This is a genomic window from Pseudacidovorax sp. RU35E (assembly GCF_900156165.1).
GTDB lineage: Bacteria > Pseudomonadota > Gammaproteobacteria > Burkholderiales > Burkholderiaceae_C > Xenophilus.
In genome coordinates this window covers 97,287-112,859 of sequence record NZ_FTMY01000013.1, presented here as the reverse complement: position 1 = coordinate 112,859, position 15,573 = coordinate 97,287, and the positions used below count along the sequence as shown (strand labels likewise).

The following is a 15,573-nucleotide window of genomic DNA, read 5'->3' as shown; positions in this document are numbered from 1 at the left end:
ACGGTCCATGCCGCGCCCCATCACCCTCTTCACCGGCCAGTGGGCCGACCTGCCCCTGGCCGAGCTGGCGCCGCTGGCGCGGCGCATGGGCTATGACGGCCTGGAACTGGCCTGCTGGGGCGACCACTTCGACGTGCAGCAGGCTCTGGCCTCCGACACCTATGTGCGCGACAAGTGGGCGCTGCTGCGCGAGCATGGCCTGACCTGCCTGGCCATCGGCAACCACCTGGTGGGCCAGGCGGTGTGCGACCTCATCGACGAGCGGCACCGCGCCATCCTGCCGGCCCATGTGTGGGGCGACGGCGAGCCGGAAGGCGTGCGCCAGCGCGCCGCCCGTGAGCTGGCCGACACGGCGCGCGCCGCGGCCAGGTTCGGCGTGAAGACCGTCACCGGCTTCACCGGCTCGTCGATCTGGCATGCCACCTATGCCTTCCCGCCCACGACGCAGGCCTACTGGGACGCGGGCTTCGCGGACTTCGGCCGGCGCTTCGGGCCCATCCTGGACACCTTCGAGCGGCAGGACGTGAACTTCGCGCTCGAGGTGCATCCCACCGAGATCGCCTTCGACATCGCCTCGGCCGAGCGGGCCATCGCGGCCGTGGGCGGCCACCGGCGTTTCGGCTTCAACTACGACCCCAGCCACCTGGCCTACCAGGGCGTGGACTACGTGCGCTTCATCCGCGGCTTTGCCGACCGCATCTACAACGCCCACATGAAGGACGTGTGGTGGGGCAAGGGCGACGGCACCGTGGGCGTCTTCGGCGGCCACACGAGCTTCGGCGACGCGCGCCGCTTCTGGGACTTCCGCAGCGTGGGCCGGGGCATGGTGGACTTCGAATCCATCATCGTGGCGCTCAACGACATCGGCTATGCCGGACCGCTCTCGGTGGAGTGGGAGGACAGCCGCATGGACCGGGTGCATGGCGCCACCGAAAGCGCCGCCTTCTGCCGCCGGCTGGACTTCCCGCCCGCGGCCGGTGCCTTCGATGCCGCCTTCGACAAGGCCGCCCAGGGCGGCATGGCGGGCACATGAGCGAGCCCACCCAAGCACGGCCCATGGGCATGGACGGCGCGGACGCGCCCCAGGCCACCCCCAAGCTGCGCTACGCCATGGTCGGCGGCGGGCAGGGCGCCTTCATCGGCGCCGTGCACCGCCAGGCCCTGGCGCTGGACGGCCAGGCCGAGCTGGTGGCCGGCGCCCTGTCCTCCACGCCCGAGCGCGCGCGCGCCTCGGGCCGCGAGCTTGGTCTGGCCGATGCGCGCAACCATGCCGACTGGCAGTCGCTGCTCGATGACGAACTGCGCCGCAGCGCCGACGAGCGCATCGACTTCGTCACCATCGTCACGCCCAACCACCTGCACCACGAGGTCGCACGCGCCTTCGCCGAGGCCGGCATCCATGTGGTGTGCGACAAGCCGCTGGTCCACACCAGCGAGCAGGCACAGGACCTGGTGAACACCGTGGCGCGCAGCGGCAGCGTCTTCGGCGTGACCTACAACTACAGCGGCTACCCCATGGTGCGCGAGGCCCGCGACATGGTGGCGGCCGGCGCCATCGGCGAGGTGCGCAAGGTGGTGGTCGACTACCACCAGGGCTGGCTGGCCACGCGCCTGGAAGGCGGCGACAACAAGCAGGCCGGCTGGCGCACCGACCCCGCGCGCAGCGGCGCGGCCGGCGCGCTGGGCGACATCGGCTCGCATGCCGAGAACCTGGTGGCCACCGTCACCGGCCTCGCGCTGGAGAGCCTGTGCGCCGACCTGTCGGCGCTGGTGCCCGGTCGTCGGCTCGACGACGACGCCAGCCTGCTGCTGCGCTTCAAGGGCGGGGCGCGTGGCGTGCTCGTAGCCTCGCAGATCGCCGTGGGCTGCGAGAACGACCTGCGCCTGCGCGTCTTCGGCACCACGGGCACGCTGGACTGGCGACAGGAGCAGCCCGAACTGCTGGTGCATGCGCCGCTGGACGGTCCGCGCCGGCTGCTGACGCGCGGCTCGCCCTGGCTGGGCGCCTCTGCGCGCCAGGCCACGCGACTGCCGGCCGGCCATCCGGAAGGCTTCATCGAGGCCTTCGCCAATGTCTACCTGGGCGTGATCGCGCACATCCGCGCGCTGCAGCAGGGCGAGGCGCCCGATCCGCTGCGGGCGGACTACCCGACGCTGGCCGATGGCGCACGCGGTGTGCGCTTCATCGAGAAGGCGGTGGAAAGCGCGGCCAGTGCGCAGAAGTGGACGCCGTTCTGAGCTGCTTTGCCGTGTCACTCGGCGGGCTGGCTCGACCTTCGACCTAGTACGCGTGCGATATTCGCAGCGGCGGCGCGGGCCACTACAACCGCGGCAGGCGGACGCCCTCATCCGCCGAGGAGCCGCCATGTCCGCATTCCGTCCCTTCCGCACCGCCCGCATCACCCTCGCCCTTGCGCTGCTCGCCGAGACCGCCGCCGTGTTCGCCGGCCCGGCCTTCCCGCGCCGCAAGGACGGCCTGTGGGAGATGCGCGTCGAGACCTCGGCCAAGGGCCAGCCGATGACCCTGCAGCAATGCGCCGATGCCGCCACCGACCGCCTGCTGCAGGAGCAGGGCGCCAGCCGGCAGGCCGAGGCGCGCAAGCCCACCAACTGCCAGGAGGACATGCGCAGCGAGGTGGGCCGCGTGCTGACGCACAAGGAGGTCTGCAAGCTGCCCGACACCACGATGACGCGCCTCACGGTGGTCACCGGCGACATGAACAGCAGCTACCGCGTCAGCTCGCACACCACCTACGCACCGCCGCGCCCGAAGCAGGAGGAAGGCGACATGACGATGGAGGCGCAATGGAAGGGCGCCTGCCCCGCCGGCATGCGGCCCGGCGACATGGTGCTGCCCGGCGGCATGAAGATGAACGTGGTGGAGATGCAGCGCATGGCCGCGCCGATGGGCGCCGCCGCGGCCGCGGGCCGGGCGCCGAGCCAGGCCGAGATCCAGCGCATGATGGGCCAGATGCAGCAGTCCATGTCGCCCGAGGACATGCGCCGCATGGCCGCCGAGATGCAGAAGGCGATGCCGGCCGGCGCCGGCAAGTAGCTCAGCCCATCAGGCTCACATGGGCCGCCACCACCTTCCAGCCCTCGGGCAGGCGCACCCAGGTCTGGCTCTGGCGGCCGATGCGGGTGCTGCCGGTGCGGCGGAACTCCACGTTGGCCACGGCGAAGTCGCGGCCGAAGGTGGTGACCGAGCGGGCAGTGATCTCGCGCTCCAGGTTGTTGGCGGGCCGGCCCTGGCGGAAGGCCTGGATCGCCGCATAGCCGTACAGGTTCTCGGTGGCGCCGTAGCGCAGCGTGTGCTCGGACTCCCAGAACAGCCGGTCCAGCACCGGCACGTCGTTGGTCGTCAGGGCGCGCTCGTACTCGTCGAACACCGCGTTCACCTCGTCCAGCACGTCCGGCAGGTTGATCTCGTTCATGGACACAGTCATGGGGTCGTCTCTTACTTTCCGCCCCAGTGCACGAAGCGCCGCTCCGCCACCAGGAAGATGAGGTTCATCACGTAGCCCAGCAGGCCCGCCGCGAAGATCGAAGCGTACATGTCGGGCATGTCGAAGATGGTCTGGGCATTCATGATGCGCTGGCCCAGGCCGTCGGTGGAGCCGATGAACATCTCGGCCACGATCACGATCACCAGCGCGATCGATACGCCCGAGCGCATGCCCACGAAGACCTGCGGCATGGATTCGAGCAGGGTCACGTCGGTCAGCACGCGCCAGCGCGGCGCGCCCATCACGCGGGCCGCCAGCTGACGCTGCTTGCGCGCGCTCATCACGCCGTAGGCCACGTTGAACAGGATGGCCAGCGCCGCGCCGAAGGCGGCCACCGCGATCTTGGTCTTCTCGCCCACGCCGAACAGCACCAGGAAGAGCGGGAACATGGCCGAGGCCGGCGTGGAGCGGAAGAAGTCGATGGCGAACTCGATGCCCTCGTAGATCTTCTCGTTGGCCCCCAGGATCACGCCCAGCGGCACGGCCACCGCCAGCGCGATGACGAAGGAGACCAGCGTGCGCACGATGGTCTTCTCGAAGTCGCCCCACAGCGTGCCGCCGGAGAGCCCTTTCCAGAAGGCCTGCAGCGCCTCGCCGGGCGAGGGCAGCAGCACCGGGTCCACCGCCTTGGTGGCGTGGGCGAAGGCCCACAGCGCGACGATCAGGGCCATGCCCCACAGCGGCCGCAGGCGGGCCGAGAGCGTGGTCTTCATTTGCGCACCTCGCGTTGGAAGATCTCCAGCGCCCGCGTCTTCACATCGATGAATTCGGGCGAGACGGTGGTGGCCGCCGTGCGCGGGCGCGGGACGTCGAAGGGCAGGTTGTCGGCCACCTGCGTGGGCCGCTTGGTCAGCAGCAGCACATGGTCGGCCAGCAGCACGGCCTCGTCCAGGTCGTGCGAGACGAGCAGCGTCGTCACCTTGCGTCCCACCAGCACCTTCTGCAGCCGCTCGCGCAGGAACATCACCATCTCGTAGTCCAGCGCCGAGAAGGGCTCGTCCAGGAACAGCACCTCCGGCTCCACCACCAGCGCCCGCATGATCGACACCAGCTGCTGCTGGCCGCCGGACATCTGGTACGGGTAGCGCGACAGGTCGAGCTTGACGTCGAACTCGGCCATCAGCCGGTCCATGCGCGCCTCTCGCTCGCCTTTGGACAGGCCCAGGTACTGCAGCGGGTAGCGGATGTTGTCGATGGCGCGCATCCACGGGAACACCGCCTCGCGGTAGTTCTGGAAGACGTAGCCGATGCGCGTCTCGCGCGCCGTCTTGCCCTCGAACAGGATCTGGCCGCCGTCGTGCGGCAGGATGCCCGCGATCATGTTGATCAGCGTGCTCTTGCCGCAGCCGTTGGGGCCGAAGACCGAGGTGATCTTGCCGTGCGGGATGTCGAGGTCGAAGTTCTCGTACACCGCCGCGTCGCCGAAGCGCTTGGTCAGGCCGCGGATGGTGATGTGCGTGCCGGGTGCGTACCAGCGGTGGCCCGCGGCCGCCTCGGCGGCAGTGGCATGGGCAGGCGCGGTGCGCGGCGGAGAGACGTCCATGGCCCGCATCACAGCGCCTTGACCACGGCCTTGCCGTCGATCTTGTCCTTGATCACGCCCAGCTCGGTGCCGATGTCCAGGAATTTCTGGAAGTCGGTCACGTCGGCCGGCGACAGGTCGCCCGTCATCACGATGCGCGGCAGCGGCACGGTGGCGGCCAGCTCCGGCGGCACCTTCATGCCCTGGATCAGGTAACCGCGGGTGCTGGTGTCGGTCTGCGCGGCCTTCACGCCGCGCGCCCAGACCGCGGCGAAGCGCTTGGCGACGTCGGGCCGCTCGGCGATGAACTTGTCGGACAGCACGGCGCCGGCAGCGAAGGCCGAGGCTTCCTTGCGGCCCAGCAGGTAGGTGGCGATCACGCCAGTCTCCACCCGCCGGCCCACGCCCTGCGCCACCATGATGGTGGCCGAGGGCTCCAGCGTGTAGCCGCCGTCGAAGTTGCCCGACTGCAGCGCGCCCACGTGCACGCCGATCTGCTGCTCCTGGATGGAGAAGTCCTTGCCTTCGACCAGGCCCACCTTCTTGAGCACTGCGCGCGCCGCGCCGATGTTGGCCGGGCCGGGCGCCGAGAAGAGCTTGAAGCCGTTCTTGAAGTCCTTGAGCGACTTGGCCGGGCTCGATGCCTTGACCACGAACTGCTCGATCACGTGCTGGCTGTTCTGGCCGTTGAGCGAGATGTACTTGAGCGTGCCGGGCCGGCGCGATTCCATGTTGGCGCCTTCCAGCGTCACCAGGTTGGCGGCGCCGTCGATGCTGGCCGAGACCAGGGCCTGCACCGTGAGCGGGTGGCTGGTCATCGGCACTTCCTCGACCTCCAGACCGGCCTCCTTGAACCAGCCGCGGTTCTGGGCGATGTAGAAGGGCAGCGCGGCGCTGGACGGAAAGACGCCGAACTTGATCTTGTCGGCCGCGTGGGCGACGCCCGCGAGGGGCAGGGCCAGTGCCAATGCGGCGGTGGCGCGTGCGGCAAGCCGCAGGAAGTCAGTGCGAAGCATGGGCGGGTTCTCCGGGAGGGGTGTTCAGGGAAAGGGTGGGGTACGAAGCGGTGTCGAAGAAGGACTCGCCCGCGCGGTAGACGCGGCCGGGCGACATGTCGGGCGGGGTGCCGGCTTCCACCGCGCCCTCGAAGGTCAGTTCCAGCTGTACGCCGCTGGGGTCGTACACGAAGAGCTGCCACAGCGTGGTGCCGGGCACCAGGAACTCGCGCCAGGCGAGCCCCGCGGCGCGGAAGCGCGCGATGTAGGCGTGGTAGCCGCTGCAGGCCAGTGAGATGTGGTCGATGGCAGCCGTGCCCTGCGGCACGCGGGCCTGGCCACCGAGCGCCGGACCGCCGGCATAGATGTGGACGATGGCCTGACCGCCCGGCTGGCCGCAGGCGAGCCAGGCACCGGGGTAGCCGAAGTCGGGCCGGGGCACTTCGCGCAGGCCGATCGTGCCGATCCAGAAGGCGCGCGTGGCGGCCAGGTCGGCGGTCTTGATGGCCAGGTGGAAGAGGCCGTGGGTGAGGGCGTTGTCCATGGGGCGGTGCTGGGGAAGGCCGAGCAGGAATCAGGCCGTGGGCCTTGGCCAAATGGCCGTCGGATCACCTGTTCGCTCTGAAGGGCTTGCGCCAGGCTTCGACAAGCTCAGCCCGAACGGACTTGGATTCACGGACTGCCCTTGGGCCTTGGTCGAGGCTTCCTCCGGCACGCCCAGCGCCACGTCGCGGAACAGCGCCGCCAGCTCGGCCTGGAAGGGCGCCTCGGTCTTCCAGCGCGTGCCGGCCACCGGGTCGGCGCCTTCGAGCATGGTGTCGGTGGCGCGCACCGACAGGTCCATGACGAAGCGCAGGCGCTCGGTGCGCGCGGCCACGATGCGGTCGAGCCAGACGCGCGGCGTGCGCTGGCCGCGGGCCCAGGCGTCCTCCACGATCAGCGCGGCGGCGCAGGCGTCTTCCATGGCCTGCGTCGCGCCCTGGCCCAGCGTGGGCGCCATGCCGTGGGCGCTGTCGCCCAGGTAGAGCACGTCCACCGCGGTCTCGGCGAAGCGCACGTCGGCCTCCTGCATGCGGGCCCAGTGGGCGTCGTGCAGCTGGGCGCACATGGCGTCCAGCAGCCAGCGTACGGCGGGGCTGGCCTCGCCCTGCGCGGGTTGGTAGGTGGCGCGCATCACGGCCTCTGTCTTCCAGGCGTCCTGCACCGGGGCGCCAGGTGCCACCGGGTAGGTGGCGGCGATGTAGACATGGTCCGGTGGCACGCGGAAGGCCAGCAGCCGGTGGCAGCCGCTGAACCACTGGCCGTAGTCGTCCACCAGCCCGGCGCTGGTGTCGGGCACCAGCACGCGCAGGATGGCGACGCCGGTGTGCCGCGGCTCGGGCGCGCCGGAGAAGGTCTCGCGCACGCGGGAGTAGCGGCCGTCCGTGCCCACCAGCAGGTCGATGCCGTCGATCTCGTTCGTGGCGCCGTCCTGCGTGAAGCGCACGCGGGTCTTGCCCGGCGCCGTGGCGCTGGCGCCCACCGATTCGAGCGTGCAGCCGTAGCGGATGGCCGGGCCTGCGCCCTGGCGCAGCACGCGGTACAGCTCCGACCAGCGGATGCGGATGCCGGGGTTGTCCGCCACCTGCGCGAGCGGCAGCGCCATCAGCGGCGTGCCATCGGTCAGGGCGATGTCCCAGCGGGTCCAGGGCAGGCTGGCGGCTTCCACCTCGGCAGCGAGTGCGGCATCGAGCCGGCGCAGCGCCTTGATGGCGTTGGGGCCCACGTTCAGGCCGGTGCCGGCTTCGGCATGGTCGTCGGGGCCCACGCGTTCGAGGCAGTGCAGTTCGACGCCGGGCAGGCGGGCCAGGCGGCGGGCGAGGATGGCACCGGCCACGCCGGCGCCCACGATCACGATCTTCATGAGGGCAGTTCTTCCTTGTCGAGGGCGGGCGGCCAGCACCAGGCGGGTGCGGCCTCGCGTTCCCACATCGCGCCGACGGCGCACAGCAACGCATCGCCGCCGCGGGGCGCCACCAGCTGCAGGCCCACCGGCAGGCCGTCTTCCGTCGGGCCGGCGGGCACGGCCAGCGCGGGCAGGCCGGCACCGTTGGCGAAGGCGGTGAACACGGCATGGCCGCGGCCGTCCACCGGCAGGCCGGCGATGGTGGTGGGATGGGACTGGTCGGCCGGCCAGGGCAGGGCCGCGCTGGCCGGGGTGAGCAGCAGGTCGTGCTGAGCGAACAGGCCCTGCAAGGCCCGCGCCAGCGCGCGCTGCAGCGCCTGGGCCTGGAACAGGTCGACCGCGCTTTGGCTGCGGCCCTGCGCGAGCAGCGACGCCATGGCGGGCGTGAGCGCGTCTTCTTCATGGCCGTCGATGCGCTCGTGCAGCACGGCCGCCAGGCCGGTGCTCGCGATGACCGGCCAGGCGCGGCGGTTGAAGGCCTCGACTTCGGGCAGCGAGGACTGCACGGCCACCGTATGGCCCAGCGCCCGCAGCCGCTCGGCGGCCGCGTCGCAGCGCGCCAGGATGGCCGCGTCGACCGGGCTGTCGCCGATGGCACGCCAGTAGGCGATGCGCAGCGGCCCCGGCACTTCGGCCAACGGTGTCAGCGTGGGCGCGAGCAGGCGCAGGGCCAGCAGCAGGTCGGCCATGCTGCGGGCGATGGGGCCGGCTTCTTCCAGCCCTGGCAGCAGCACCGGCAGCCCGTCGGCGCGCGGCGCCACGCCGCGCCCCGGCTTGAAGCCATGGAGCCCGGTGAAGCCGCAGGGCCGGCGGATCGAGCCGCCGCCGTCGGTGCCCAGCGCGAGCGGGCCGATGCCGGCCGCCACCGCCGCCACCGCACCGCCGCTGCTGCCACCAGGCGTGAGCGCCGGCGCCCACGGATTCCCGGTGGGGCCGAAGAGCGGGTTGTCCGTGTAGCCCTGCAGCGTGAACTCGGGCACGTTGGTCTTGCCCAGGATCACGGCGCCGCCCGCGCGCAGACGCGCGACCGGGCTTTCGTCGCGTGCCGGCCGGTGATGGGCAAAGAGCCGGCTGCCCCAGCGGCAGGGCAGGCCGGCCACGGGGATGTTGTCCTTGACGGTCAGCGGCACGCCATCGAGCGGCGACAGCGGCGTGCCGCGCAGCCAGCGCGCTTCGCTGGCCTGGGCGGCAGCCATGGCGGCGGCGTCATCGCGCACCACCAGGGCGTTGAGGAGGGGGTGGACCGCGTCGGCCCGGCTGAGCACGGACAGCAGCGCCTCCACCGGCGACAGCGTGCGCTGCGCATAGGCCTGCGACAGGGCCTCGGCGCTCATCTGCCAGGGGAGGGTGGGGCTCATGGCGTGTCAGCCCACCTCGGCGATCACCGCCACCAGGCCGCCGCCGTCGGGGCCCTGATGTTCCGCGCCGCCCGAGACGAAGAGGCGCCCGTCGCCCAGCACGCCCGCCACCAGCCCACCCACGGCGCCACGGATGTGGCGCTGGGCATTGATGTCGGTGTCGTCCAGCATGGTGTGGCGGGCGCCGCGCACCTGGCCGCGGCGGTCGGGCTCGCACTTGACGAAGACGGCGGCCACGCGCGCCGCCTGCTCGGCGGGCAACTGCGGCGCGGCCGTGAGGCCCAGCGGGCGCAGCGCCTCGCCGACGGCCGTGATGTCCAGCGCGTCGCGCATCGGGGCGTAGCCCATGCGCAGCGGGCCCTGCCAGCGGGTGCTGTGGCCCAGCACGATCACCTCGTTGGCGCTGACCTCGACGCCCGAGGAGACGCTGGCGCGGGCCGAGAAGCGGTCGAAGTCGCGCAGCAGCGCGCCTTCCAGCGCCGGGTCGTCCGGCATTTCGCCCAGCGCGATGGCCGCACCGAAGGCGCCTGCCGCACGGGCGAAGGCCATGGAGCGGCCCGGGTCGGCCGTCAGCACGGTGTGGCCGGCCGCGGCGGCCGCCTGGGCCCGGGCCGAGGTCACGCACGGGCACTTCAGCTGGACGAAGGCCACGTCCTCGGGCCGGTCGATGCCGGCCTGGTCCATGGCGGCGCGCACGGCCTGGGCGACCGAGCGGACGTGGGTCCAGCGGCCAATGTCCTGCGCGGGCGTCGGCGGGCTGAAAGCGGTGCCGATGGCGAGGGCGCCGGGGGCTGCCGCTTCGCGGCGAGCCTGGGCATGGGTGTCGGCGGCCGTGCCGGGGCCGATGGGCGCCCCGGGCTCGACAACGTGGCTGCCGGCGCTGCTTCCCGCATCGACCGGCGCCGTCCGGCGCGAGAAGACCACGTAGTGCGGGCTCAGCACGCCTTCGGTGCCGCCGGAGAGCACGCAGGGCAGCTCCCGCCAGATCGCCTCGGCCGGGCGGCCGGTGCGCTCGGCCAGCAGATGCATCAGCGACTGGGTGAAGTAGCCGCGGGTGAAGTCGTTCACGCCGCCATTGCCCTCGGTCTTGCCGATGACCGCGACCACCTCGTCTGCGGCCACGGTGCCGGCGTCGAACAGCGCAGCCAGCGCCGACAGGTCGCCGGGATGGGCCATGCCCAGGCGGTGCACGGCCAGTTGCGGGCGCAGGTCGGCGGAGCTGGAAAGGGGGGCGGAAGTCATGATGCGCTGCACAAGATGGCCGCAGTATGGGCAGCGGCTGCGCCAACTTCCAGCGCATTGTTTCGCTCGGAGTGAGCGCAAATTGTGTGCGGTCGATTTGGCCGCCGGCAGCCGCAAGGGCCGCTGATCAGGCGCTCGGCGTGATCGGCAGCGCGCGCCACTGCGCCAGCGCGGCCTGCAATCCGTCCTCCAGCAGCCCGCCATAGCGCAGCGTCGGCCGCATGCCCGCGAAGCCGGCCCCGCCCAGCATGCAGTCGGGCGCGGCGCCGCCCGGATGCGCGCCAGCCAGGTCGTCCAGGGCCCGCTGCACCAGCGCCGAGAAGGCCGCCGGGTTCTGGCTGCCGGCCAGACCGGTGGTGTCCAGCGTGGTGATGCCTTGCAGCAGTGGCCAGGCGCGGGTGTGGCGCGCGGCGAGCTCATGCAGCATCGGTCCCCAGGCCTTGCCCGCCGTGACGATGTGGAAGGGCCGCCCGCGGGCCAGCGCCTGCAGCATGCTCGCTTCGGCCATGCCCAGCACCGGGACGCGGCTGGCCGCGCGCAGCGCCGCCAGGCCGGGGTCGCCGTAGCAGGACAGCAGCACGGCATCGGCCCAGCCGTCGTCCACGGCGGGCCAGGCCCGGGCGGCGGCGGCGGCGCCGGCGGCAAAGCTCTCGCGCGTGGCGATCACCGGCGGCCCGTCCTCACAGGTGAAGCCACGCAGCTCCACCTGGCTGGCCGTGAGCCGCCGCAGCTCGTGCAGCACCGCGTCGGTCATGGCGGCGGTGCGGTTGGGGTTGAGCACCAGAAGCCGGGGGCGCGGCGGCAGGGCGGGAGCGGTCTGGGTCATGGCGAGGCCCGTGATGTGGCGGCGGTGCCGGTCGGTGAAAGCAGCGCCCGTGCCCGCGGGTCAGGCGGCCGACGGGGCCAGCGCACCCTGGCTGTCAGCCCAGGCCTCGGCGATGGCCTGTTCGGCGTCGATCTCGGCCTCGGGCGCGGCCCGAGGCTTGAGGCGTGTCTCGATCAGCGAGAGGTGCACCTGCATGGCCTTGAGCGCACCTGCCGCGTCGCCGCGGCGCAGGGCGAGGCTGATGGCCTCGTGTTCCTCGCAGCCGCAGCCCGAGGCGCTGGCCGGCTCGAAGAAGGCCACCAGCATGGCGGTGCGGCTGACCAGCTCCTGCAACTGCCGCACCACAAAGGGGCTGCCGGTGAATTCGGCCAGCAGCAGGTGGTATTCGCCCGACAGGCGGATCGAGGCCGCGCGGTCGCCGGCATGCAGGGCGGCATGCTCGCGCCGCTCGTGTTCGGCCAGCGCCTCCAGTTGCGCGGGTGCGAGCGTGCCGGCCAGGCTGCCGACGATGCCGCCTTCGATGATCCGGCGGGCGTCGTAGATCTCGCGCGCCTGCGCCAGCGTCGGGTTGCTGACGAAGCAGCCGCGGTTGGGCACCAGGTCCAGCAGGCGCTCGTGGCCCAGGCGGTGCAGCACCTTGCGCACCCGCTCGCGTGAGACGCCGAAGACCTGCGCCAGCCGCGTTTCCACCAGCTGGGTGCCGGGCGCGAGACGCCCGGCCAGCAGCGTCTGCGCCAGGGTGCGGTGGATGGCCTCTTCCGTCGGATGCATCCGGACGACTTTAGCGCAGCGTTCCTGGTCGCCCATCCGCGCGATCCCTGTCGGCGCAAGCCGTCATCCGGCGGCGGTGCTGACGGCGTCCGGCCCCGGCGCGTGGGCCAGCCAGTGGCGGGCGATCTGCTCGCGCGTGGCGATCCAGGCGCCGCCGCGGCGCCGCAGGTGATCGAGGATCAGCGCCAGCGCCTTCATGCGCGCCGGCCGGCCGATCATGCGCAGGTGCAGGCCGACCGACATCATGCGCGGCCGCGTGGCGCCCTCGTCGTGCAGCCAGTCGAAGGCGTCGCACACGTACTCGGCGAACTGCGCGGCGGTGGCGAAGCGCTGCGTGTGCTGGAACTGCATGTCGTTGGTGTCGAAGGCATAGGGCAGCACCAGGTGCGGCCGGCCGGCCACCGGCACGAAGAAGGGCATGTCGTCGTTGTAGGCGTCGCTGTCGTAGAGGAAGCCGCGTTCGGCCAGCAGCGCCCGGGTATGCGGCGTGCAGGCTGAGCGCGTGTGCCAGCCCACCGGCCGCTGGCCGCAGGCGGCCTCGATGGCGGCCAGGCAGGCGTCCATGGCCGCGGCCTCCTGCGCGGGCGCCATGCCGGCGTGACTTTCCCAGCGCCAGCCGTGGGCCGCGACCTCGTGCCCGCGGGCGACTGCGTCCTGCGCCAGCCAGGGGCTGCGCGCCACGGCCCGCCCGCAGGCGCTGACGGTCATCGGCGCGCGGTGGCGGTCGAACAGCTCGGCGATGCGCCACCAGGCGGCGCGGGTGCCGTACTCGAAGTGGCTGTCGATGCACGGATCCCAGCCGGTGCGCGGGTCGATCACCTCGTACACCGACTCGTTGCGCGCATCGCCATCGGCCACCGAGAACTCGGCGCCCTCCTCGAAGTTCAGCACGAAGGAGACCGCCACCCGTGCCCCGCCCGGCCAGGCCACGGCGGGCGGGCGGTTGGCGTAGCCGATGAAGTCGCGGGAGGGGCTGAAGGATGTTGGTGTCATGCGGGTGAATTTCCCAGGAACCTACGGCCGCGGAGCAGGCCATGCGGAAGCGCCCGCGGAACCGGCTTCGACGGGCCGCGGGGCGCGCCCCCTTGAGGGGGGATGCGGCTACACGAAGTGAGCAAGCAACGGGGGTGGTCCAGGTGCTCAAGCAACGGGGTGGTTCTCTAGTCTGCTTTGATGTTGCGTTCCTTGACGACCTTGGCCCAGCGCGTGAACTCGGCGTTGAGGTAGTCGTTGGCCTGCGGCAGCGTGGTCGTGATGACCTGGCCGCCGGTGTCCTCGATGCGGGTGCGGAAGTCGGGCAGGCCGGCCACCTTGCGCAGCTCGGCATTCACCTGCTCCAGCACCGGCCTGGGCGTCTTGGCCGGCGCCAGCAGCATGTACCAGGAGACGAATTCGTAACCCGGGATGCCGGCCTCGGCCACCGTCGGCACGTTGGGCAGCTTGGGTGCGCGCTTGGCACCGGTCACGGCCACGGCACTGAGCTTGCCGCTGGTCACCAGGGGCAGCGAGGACGTGATGATGTCCACCGACAGCGGCACGCGGTCGGCCATCACGTCCTGCAGCGCGGGGGCGGCGCCCTTGTACGGCACGTGGGTCATGCGCACGCCGGTCATCGACTCGATCAGCGCCGCGCCCACATGGCTGGTGGTGCCCACGCCGGACGAGGCGTACTGCAGCTCATCGGGCTTGGCGCGGGCCATGGCCAGCAGGTCCTTGAGCGACTTGTCCTTGAGCGCCGGGCCGGTGACGATCACGCTGGGCACCTCGGCCACCACGCCCACCGGCACGAAGTCGGCGCGGGTGTCGTAGGGCAGCTTGGCGTACATGAAGGGGTTGACCGCATGGCCGATGGTCACCATCAGGAAGGTGCTGCCGTCCGCCGGCGACTTGGCCGTCACGTCGGTGCCGATGATGCCGCCCGCGCCGGGCTTGTTGTCGATGACGATGGGCTGCCGGTTGCCCGTGACCTCGGCGAGCTTCTGGCCCACCAGGCGGGCGTACACGTCGGCCGCGCCACCGGGCGGGAAGGGCACCACGATCTTCACCGGCCGCTCGGGCCAGGCGGCGGGTTCGGCGGCAGTGGCGGACAGGGTGGTGCCCAGCCCGGCCGCGGCCAGCAGCCCGCCGAGCAGGGCGGCGGCCCAGGTGCGGCGGGTGGATCGGGCCGGCAGTCGCGCGGCAGAGGAAGAGACAACAGGACGGTTCATGGCGGCTCCAGCGGAAGGTTGGGCGGGTGCCGCGCTTCGCCTTGGGAAGTGCCTGCACCTGGATTGTGCACTTCACGAATTTGATTGTGCACAATTTCCGCCGCAAGCGGCTTTCGTGCCAGGCGGGTCACGCCGGCCCGGGAAGACCGTGGAACTCAGGGCGGCAGCGCCGCCAGCGCGTTGACCAGCGCCTCCTGGAAGGACAGCGCCGCGATCGGCAGTACCCGCCCCTCGCGCGTGGCCAGCACCAGCTGGCTGCTGGTGAGCGACCGGTCGGTGAGCGGGATCGACACCAGCTCGCCGGTGCGGGCCTCGCGCAGCGTGCCGATCTGGAACTGGAAGCTGATGGCCCCCGTCTGCCGGGTGAATTCCTTGAGTGTCTGCACCGTGCTCGCCTCCAGCGCCACCTTGAGCTGCAGCCGCGAGCGGGCCATCACCGCGTCGAGCAGCCGCCGGCTGCCGAAAGAGCGGTCGCCCAGCGCCACCACGAACTCCTGGCAGTCGGCCAGGCGCAGGCTCTCGCGGCCGGCCAGGGGATGGTCGGGACGCAGCATGGCGCACAGGGGCTGGTCGATGGCGCTGATCACCCGCACCGATTCGGAAGGCTGCGGGTCGTGCACCAGCACCATCTCCACGTCGTCGGCCATCAGCTGCTGCAGCAGCTGCGCCGTCACGCCCGACACCAGCTGGAACTGCACGCCAGGGTGCGCCTGCTGGTAGAGCGCGATGGTGCGCGGCATGAGGTCGGTGGCCACCGATTCGGCGCAACCGACGCGCACCGTTCCCCGCACCAGTCCGCGCAGTTGCTCGATCTGCGAGGCGGCCGAACGCAGGTCGCCCAGCGTGCGGCGCACGGTCGTCAGCAGCACCTCGCCCGCGGCCGTCAGCCGCACGCCGCGCGGCAGGCGCTCGAACAGCGGCGTGCCGATTTCGGCCTCGATCTCCAGGATCTTGCGGTTGAGCGCCGTCGAGGCCACGTGCAAGGTCTCCGCCGCCTTGCGGATCGAGCCGGCGCGGGCGACGGCATCCAGATAGACGAAGGAGCGCGGCGGGTGGAGCATGGCGGCGCATTGTGCAGGGGGGCTGCCGCAGCGTGGCGTGCCGAGCCGCATGTACGGCCGCAGGAACGCCCAGGCCCGGCGCAGGCGTAGGCACCCGCCCACAGGGCGAAGCGCCCGCCGGGGCATGCGCCCGCGCGCGC

General features: G+C 71.9%; 16 protein-coding genes. 3 read left to right on the top strand and 13 right to left on the bottom strand.

From position 1 onward, the window contains the following. Nucleotides 1–7 precede the first annotated feature (7 nt). The 3 genes from BXA03_RS21315 to BXA03_RS21305 all read left to right on the top strand — a co-directional run bounded on the left by BXA03_RS21315 (nt 8) and on the right by BXA03_RS21305 (nt 3,055). Entirely contained in the window at nt 8–1,033 is a 1,026-nt protein-coding gene (locus BXA03_RS21315; protein WP_076511198.1) for a sugar phosphate isomerase/epimerase family protein, read from the top strand. A gap of 77 nt (nt 1,034–1,110) precedes the next feature. After that, nucleotides 1,111–2,238: a Gfo/Idh/MocA family protein gene (locus BXA03_RS21310; protein WP_083716237.1), complete on the top strand. Its 1,128-nt coding sequence runs from the start codon at nt 1,111–1,113 to the stop codon at nt 2,236–2,238. 127 nt (nt 2,239–2,365) lie between these two features. Further along, nucleotides 2,366–3,055 carry a DUF3617 domain-containing protein gene (locus BXA03_RS21305; protein WP_076511197.1) on the top strand — a complete coding sequence of 230 codons (690 nt, stop codon included), beginning with the start codon at nt 2,366–2,368 and terminating at the stop codon, nt 3,053–3,055. 1 nt (nt 3,056) lies between these two features. On the opposite strand, the gene hpxZ is transcribed toward BXA03_RS21305, so the two are convergent. The 13 genes from hpxZ to BXA03_RS21240 form a co-directional block, all read right to left on the bottom strand. After that, nucleotides 3,057–3,446: an oxalurate catabolism protein HpxZ gene (hpxZ, locus tag BXA03_RS21300; RefSeq protein WP_234983787.1), complete on the bottom strand. Its 390-nt coding sequence runs from the start codon at nt 3,444–3,446 to the stop codon at nt 3,057–3,059. A gap of 11 nt (nt 3,447–3,457) precedes the next feature. Continuing rightward, a complete protein-coding gene (locus BXA03_RS21295) occupies nt 3,458–4,219 on the bottom strand; it encodes an ABC transporter permease (RefSeq protein WP_076511195.1) in 762 nt (253 codons plus the stop codon). Further along, nucleotides 4,216–5,049, bottom strand: coding sequence for an ABC transporter ATP-binding protein (locus tag BXA03_RS21290; protein WP_076511255.1), 834 nt, complete (start codon nt 5,047–5,049; stop codon nt 4,216–4,218). Before BXA03_RS21290 ends, BXA03_RS21295 begins: the two co-directional genes overlap by 4 nt. An 8-nt stretch (nt 5,050–5,057) precedes the next feature. Next, nucleotides 5,058–6,044, bottom strand: a complete 987-nt coding sequence (locus BXA03_RS21285) for an ABC transporter substrate-binding protein (RefSeq protein ID WP_076511194.1) — start codon at nt 6,042–6,044, stop codon at nt 5,058–5,060. Continuing rightward, nucleotides 6,031–6,567 (bottom strand): VOC family protein, encoded by a 537-nt coding sequence (locus tag BXA03_RS21280; RefSeq protein ID WP_076511193.1) that lies wholly within the window; start codon nt 6,565–6,567, stop codon nt 6,031–6,033. The genes BXA03_RS21285 and BXA03_RS21280 overlap by 14 nt, the downstream gene beginning before the upstream one ends. A 30-nt stretch (nt 6,568–6,597) precedes the next feature. Beyond that, nucleotides 6,598–7,926, bottom strand: a complete 1,329-nt coding sequence (locus BXA03_RS21275) for an FAD-dependent monooxygenase (RefSeq protein ID WP_083716229.1) — start codon at nt 7,924–7,926, stop codon at nt 6,598–6,600. Then, on the bottom strand, nt 7,923–9,326 hold the full coding sequence (locus tag BXA03_RS21270; protein WP_076511192.1) for an amidase: 1,404 nt from the start codon (nt 9,324–9,326) through the stop codon (nt 7,923–7,925). Before BXA03_RS21270 ends, BXA03_RS21275 begins: the two co-directional genes overlap by 4 nt. Nucleotides 9,327–9,332: 6 nt before the next feature. Further along, nucleotides 9,333–10,568, bottom strand: a complete 1,236-nt coding sequence (locus BXA03_RS21265; RefSeq protein ID WP_076511254.1) for a ring-opening amidohydrolase — start codon at nt 10,566–10,568, stop codon at nt 9,333–9,335. 127 nt (nt 10,569–10,695) lie between these two features. Beyond that, nucleotides 10,696–11,394, bottom strand: a complete 699-nt coding sequence (locus BXA03_RS21260) for an aspartate/glutamate racemase family protein (RefSeq protein WP_076511191.1) — start codon at nt 11,392–11,394, stop codon at nt 10,696–10,698. Between the two features lie 60 nt (nt 11,395–11,454). Further along, nucleotides 11,455–12,165 carry a GntR family transcriptional regulator gene (locus BXA03_RS21255; protein ID WP_159444737.1) on the bottom strand — a complete coding sequence of 237 codons (711 nt, stop codon included), beginning with the start codon at nt 12,163–12,165 and terminating at the stop codon, nt 11,455–11,457. A gap of 63 nt (nt 12,166–12,228) precedes the next feature. Beyond that, a complete protein-coding gene (locus tag BXA03_RS21250) occupies nt 12,229–13,158 on the bottom strand; it encodes a polysaccharide deacetylase family protein (RefSeq protein WP_076511189.1) in 930 nt (309 codons plus the stop codon). A gap of 167 nt (nt 13,159–13,325) precedes the next feature. Then, nucleotides 13,326–14,372 (bottom strand): tripartite tricarboxylate transporter substrate binding protein, encoded by a 1,047-nt coding sequence (locus BXA03_RS21245; RefSeq protein ID WP_076511188.1) that lies wholly within the window; start codon nt 14,370–14,372, stop codon nt 13,326–13,328. Between the two features lie 155 nt (nt 14,373–14,527). Further along, nucleotides 14,528–15,433, bottom strand: coding sequence for a LysR family transcriptional regulator (locus tag BXA03_RS21240; RefSeq protein ID WP_076511187.1), 906 nt, complete (start codon nt 15,431–15,433; stop codon nt 14,528–14,530). Between the last annotated feature and the right edge of the window lie 140 nt (nt 15,434–15,573).

Bases quoted from the DNA above. Each gene is read 5' to 3' on its own strand.
- BXA03_RS21315 (WP_076511198.1), top strand. From the start codon at position 8: ATGCCGCGCCCCATCACCCTCTTCACCGGCCAGTGGGCCGACCTGCCC.
- BXA03_RS21310 (WP_083716237.1), top strand. From the start codon at position 1,111: ATGGTCGGCGGCGGGCAGGGCGCCTTCATCGGCGCCGTGCACCGCCAG.
- BXA03_RS21305 (WP_076511197.1), top strand. From the start codon at position 2,366: ATGTCCGCATTCCGTCCCTTCCGCACCGCCCGCATCACCCTCGCCCTT.
- hpxZ (WP_234983787.1), bottom strand. From the start codon at position 3,446: ATGACTGTGTCCATGAACGAGATCAACCTGCCGGACGTGCTGGACGAG.
- BXA03_RS21295 (WP_076511195.1), bottom strand. From the start codon at position 4,219: ATGAAGACCACGCTCTCGGCCCGCCTGCGGCCGCTGTGGGGCATGGCC.
- BXA03_RS21290 (WP_076511255.1), bottom strand. From the start codon at position 5,049: ATGGACGTCTCTCCGCCGCGCACCGCGCCTGCCCATGCCACTGCCGCC.
- BXA03_RS21285 (WP_076511194.1), bottom strand. From the start codon at position 6,044: ATGCTTCGCACTGACTTCCTGCGGCTTGCCGCACGCGCCACCGCCGCA.
- BXA03_RS21280 (WP_076511193.1), bottom strand. From the start codon at position 6,567: ATGGACAACGCCCTCACCCACGGCCTCTTCCACCTGGCCATCAAGACC.
- BXA03_RS21275 (WP_083716229.1), bottom strand. From the start codon at position 7,926: ATGAAGATCGTGATCGTGGGCGCCGGCGTGGCCGGTGCCATCCTCGCC.
- BXA03_RS21270 (WP_076511192.1), bottom strand. From the start codon at position 9,326: ATGAGCCCCACCCTCCCCTGGCAGATGAGCGCCGAGGCCCTGTCGCAG.
- BXA03_RS21265 (WP_076511254.1), bottom strand. From the start codon at position 10,568: ATGACTTCCGCCCCCCTTTCCAGCTCCGCCGACCTGCGCCCGCAACTG.
- BXA03_RS21260 (WP_076511191.1), bottom strand. From the start codon at position 11,394: ATGACCCAGACCGCTCCCGCCCTGCCGCCGCGCCCCCGGCTTCTGGTG.
- BXA03_RS21255 (WP_159444737.1), bottom strand. From the start codon at position 12,165: ATGCATCCGACGGAAGAGGCCATCCACCGCACCCTGGCGCAGACGCTG.
- BXA03_RS21250 (WP_076511189.1), bottom strand. From the start codon at position 13,158: ATGACACCAACATCCTTCAGCCCCTCCCGCGACTTCATCGGCTACGCC.
- BXA03_RS21245 (WP_076511188.1), bottom strand. From the start codon at position 14,372: ATGAACCGTCCTGTTGTCTCTTCCTCTGCCGCGCGACTGCCGGCCCGA.
- BXA03_RS21240 (WP_076511187.1), bottom strand. From the start codon at position 15,433: ATGCTCCACCCGCCGCGCTCCTTCGTCTATCTGGATGCCGTCGCCCGC.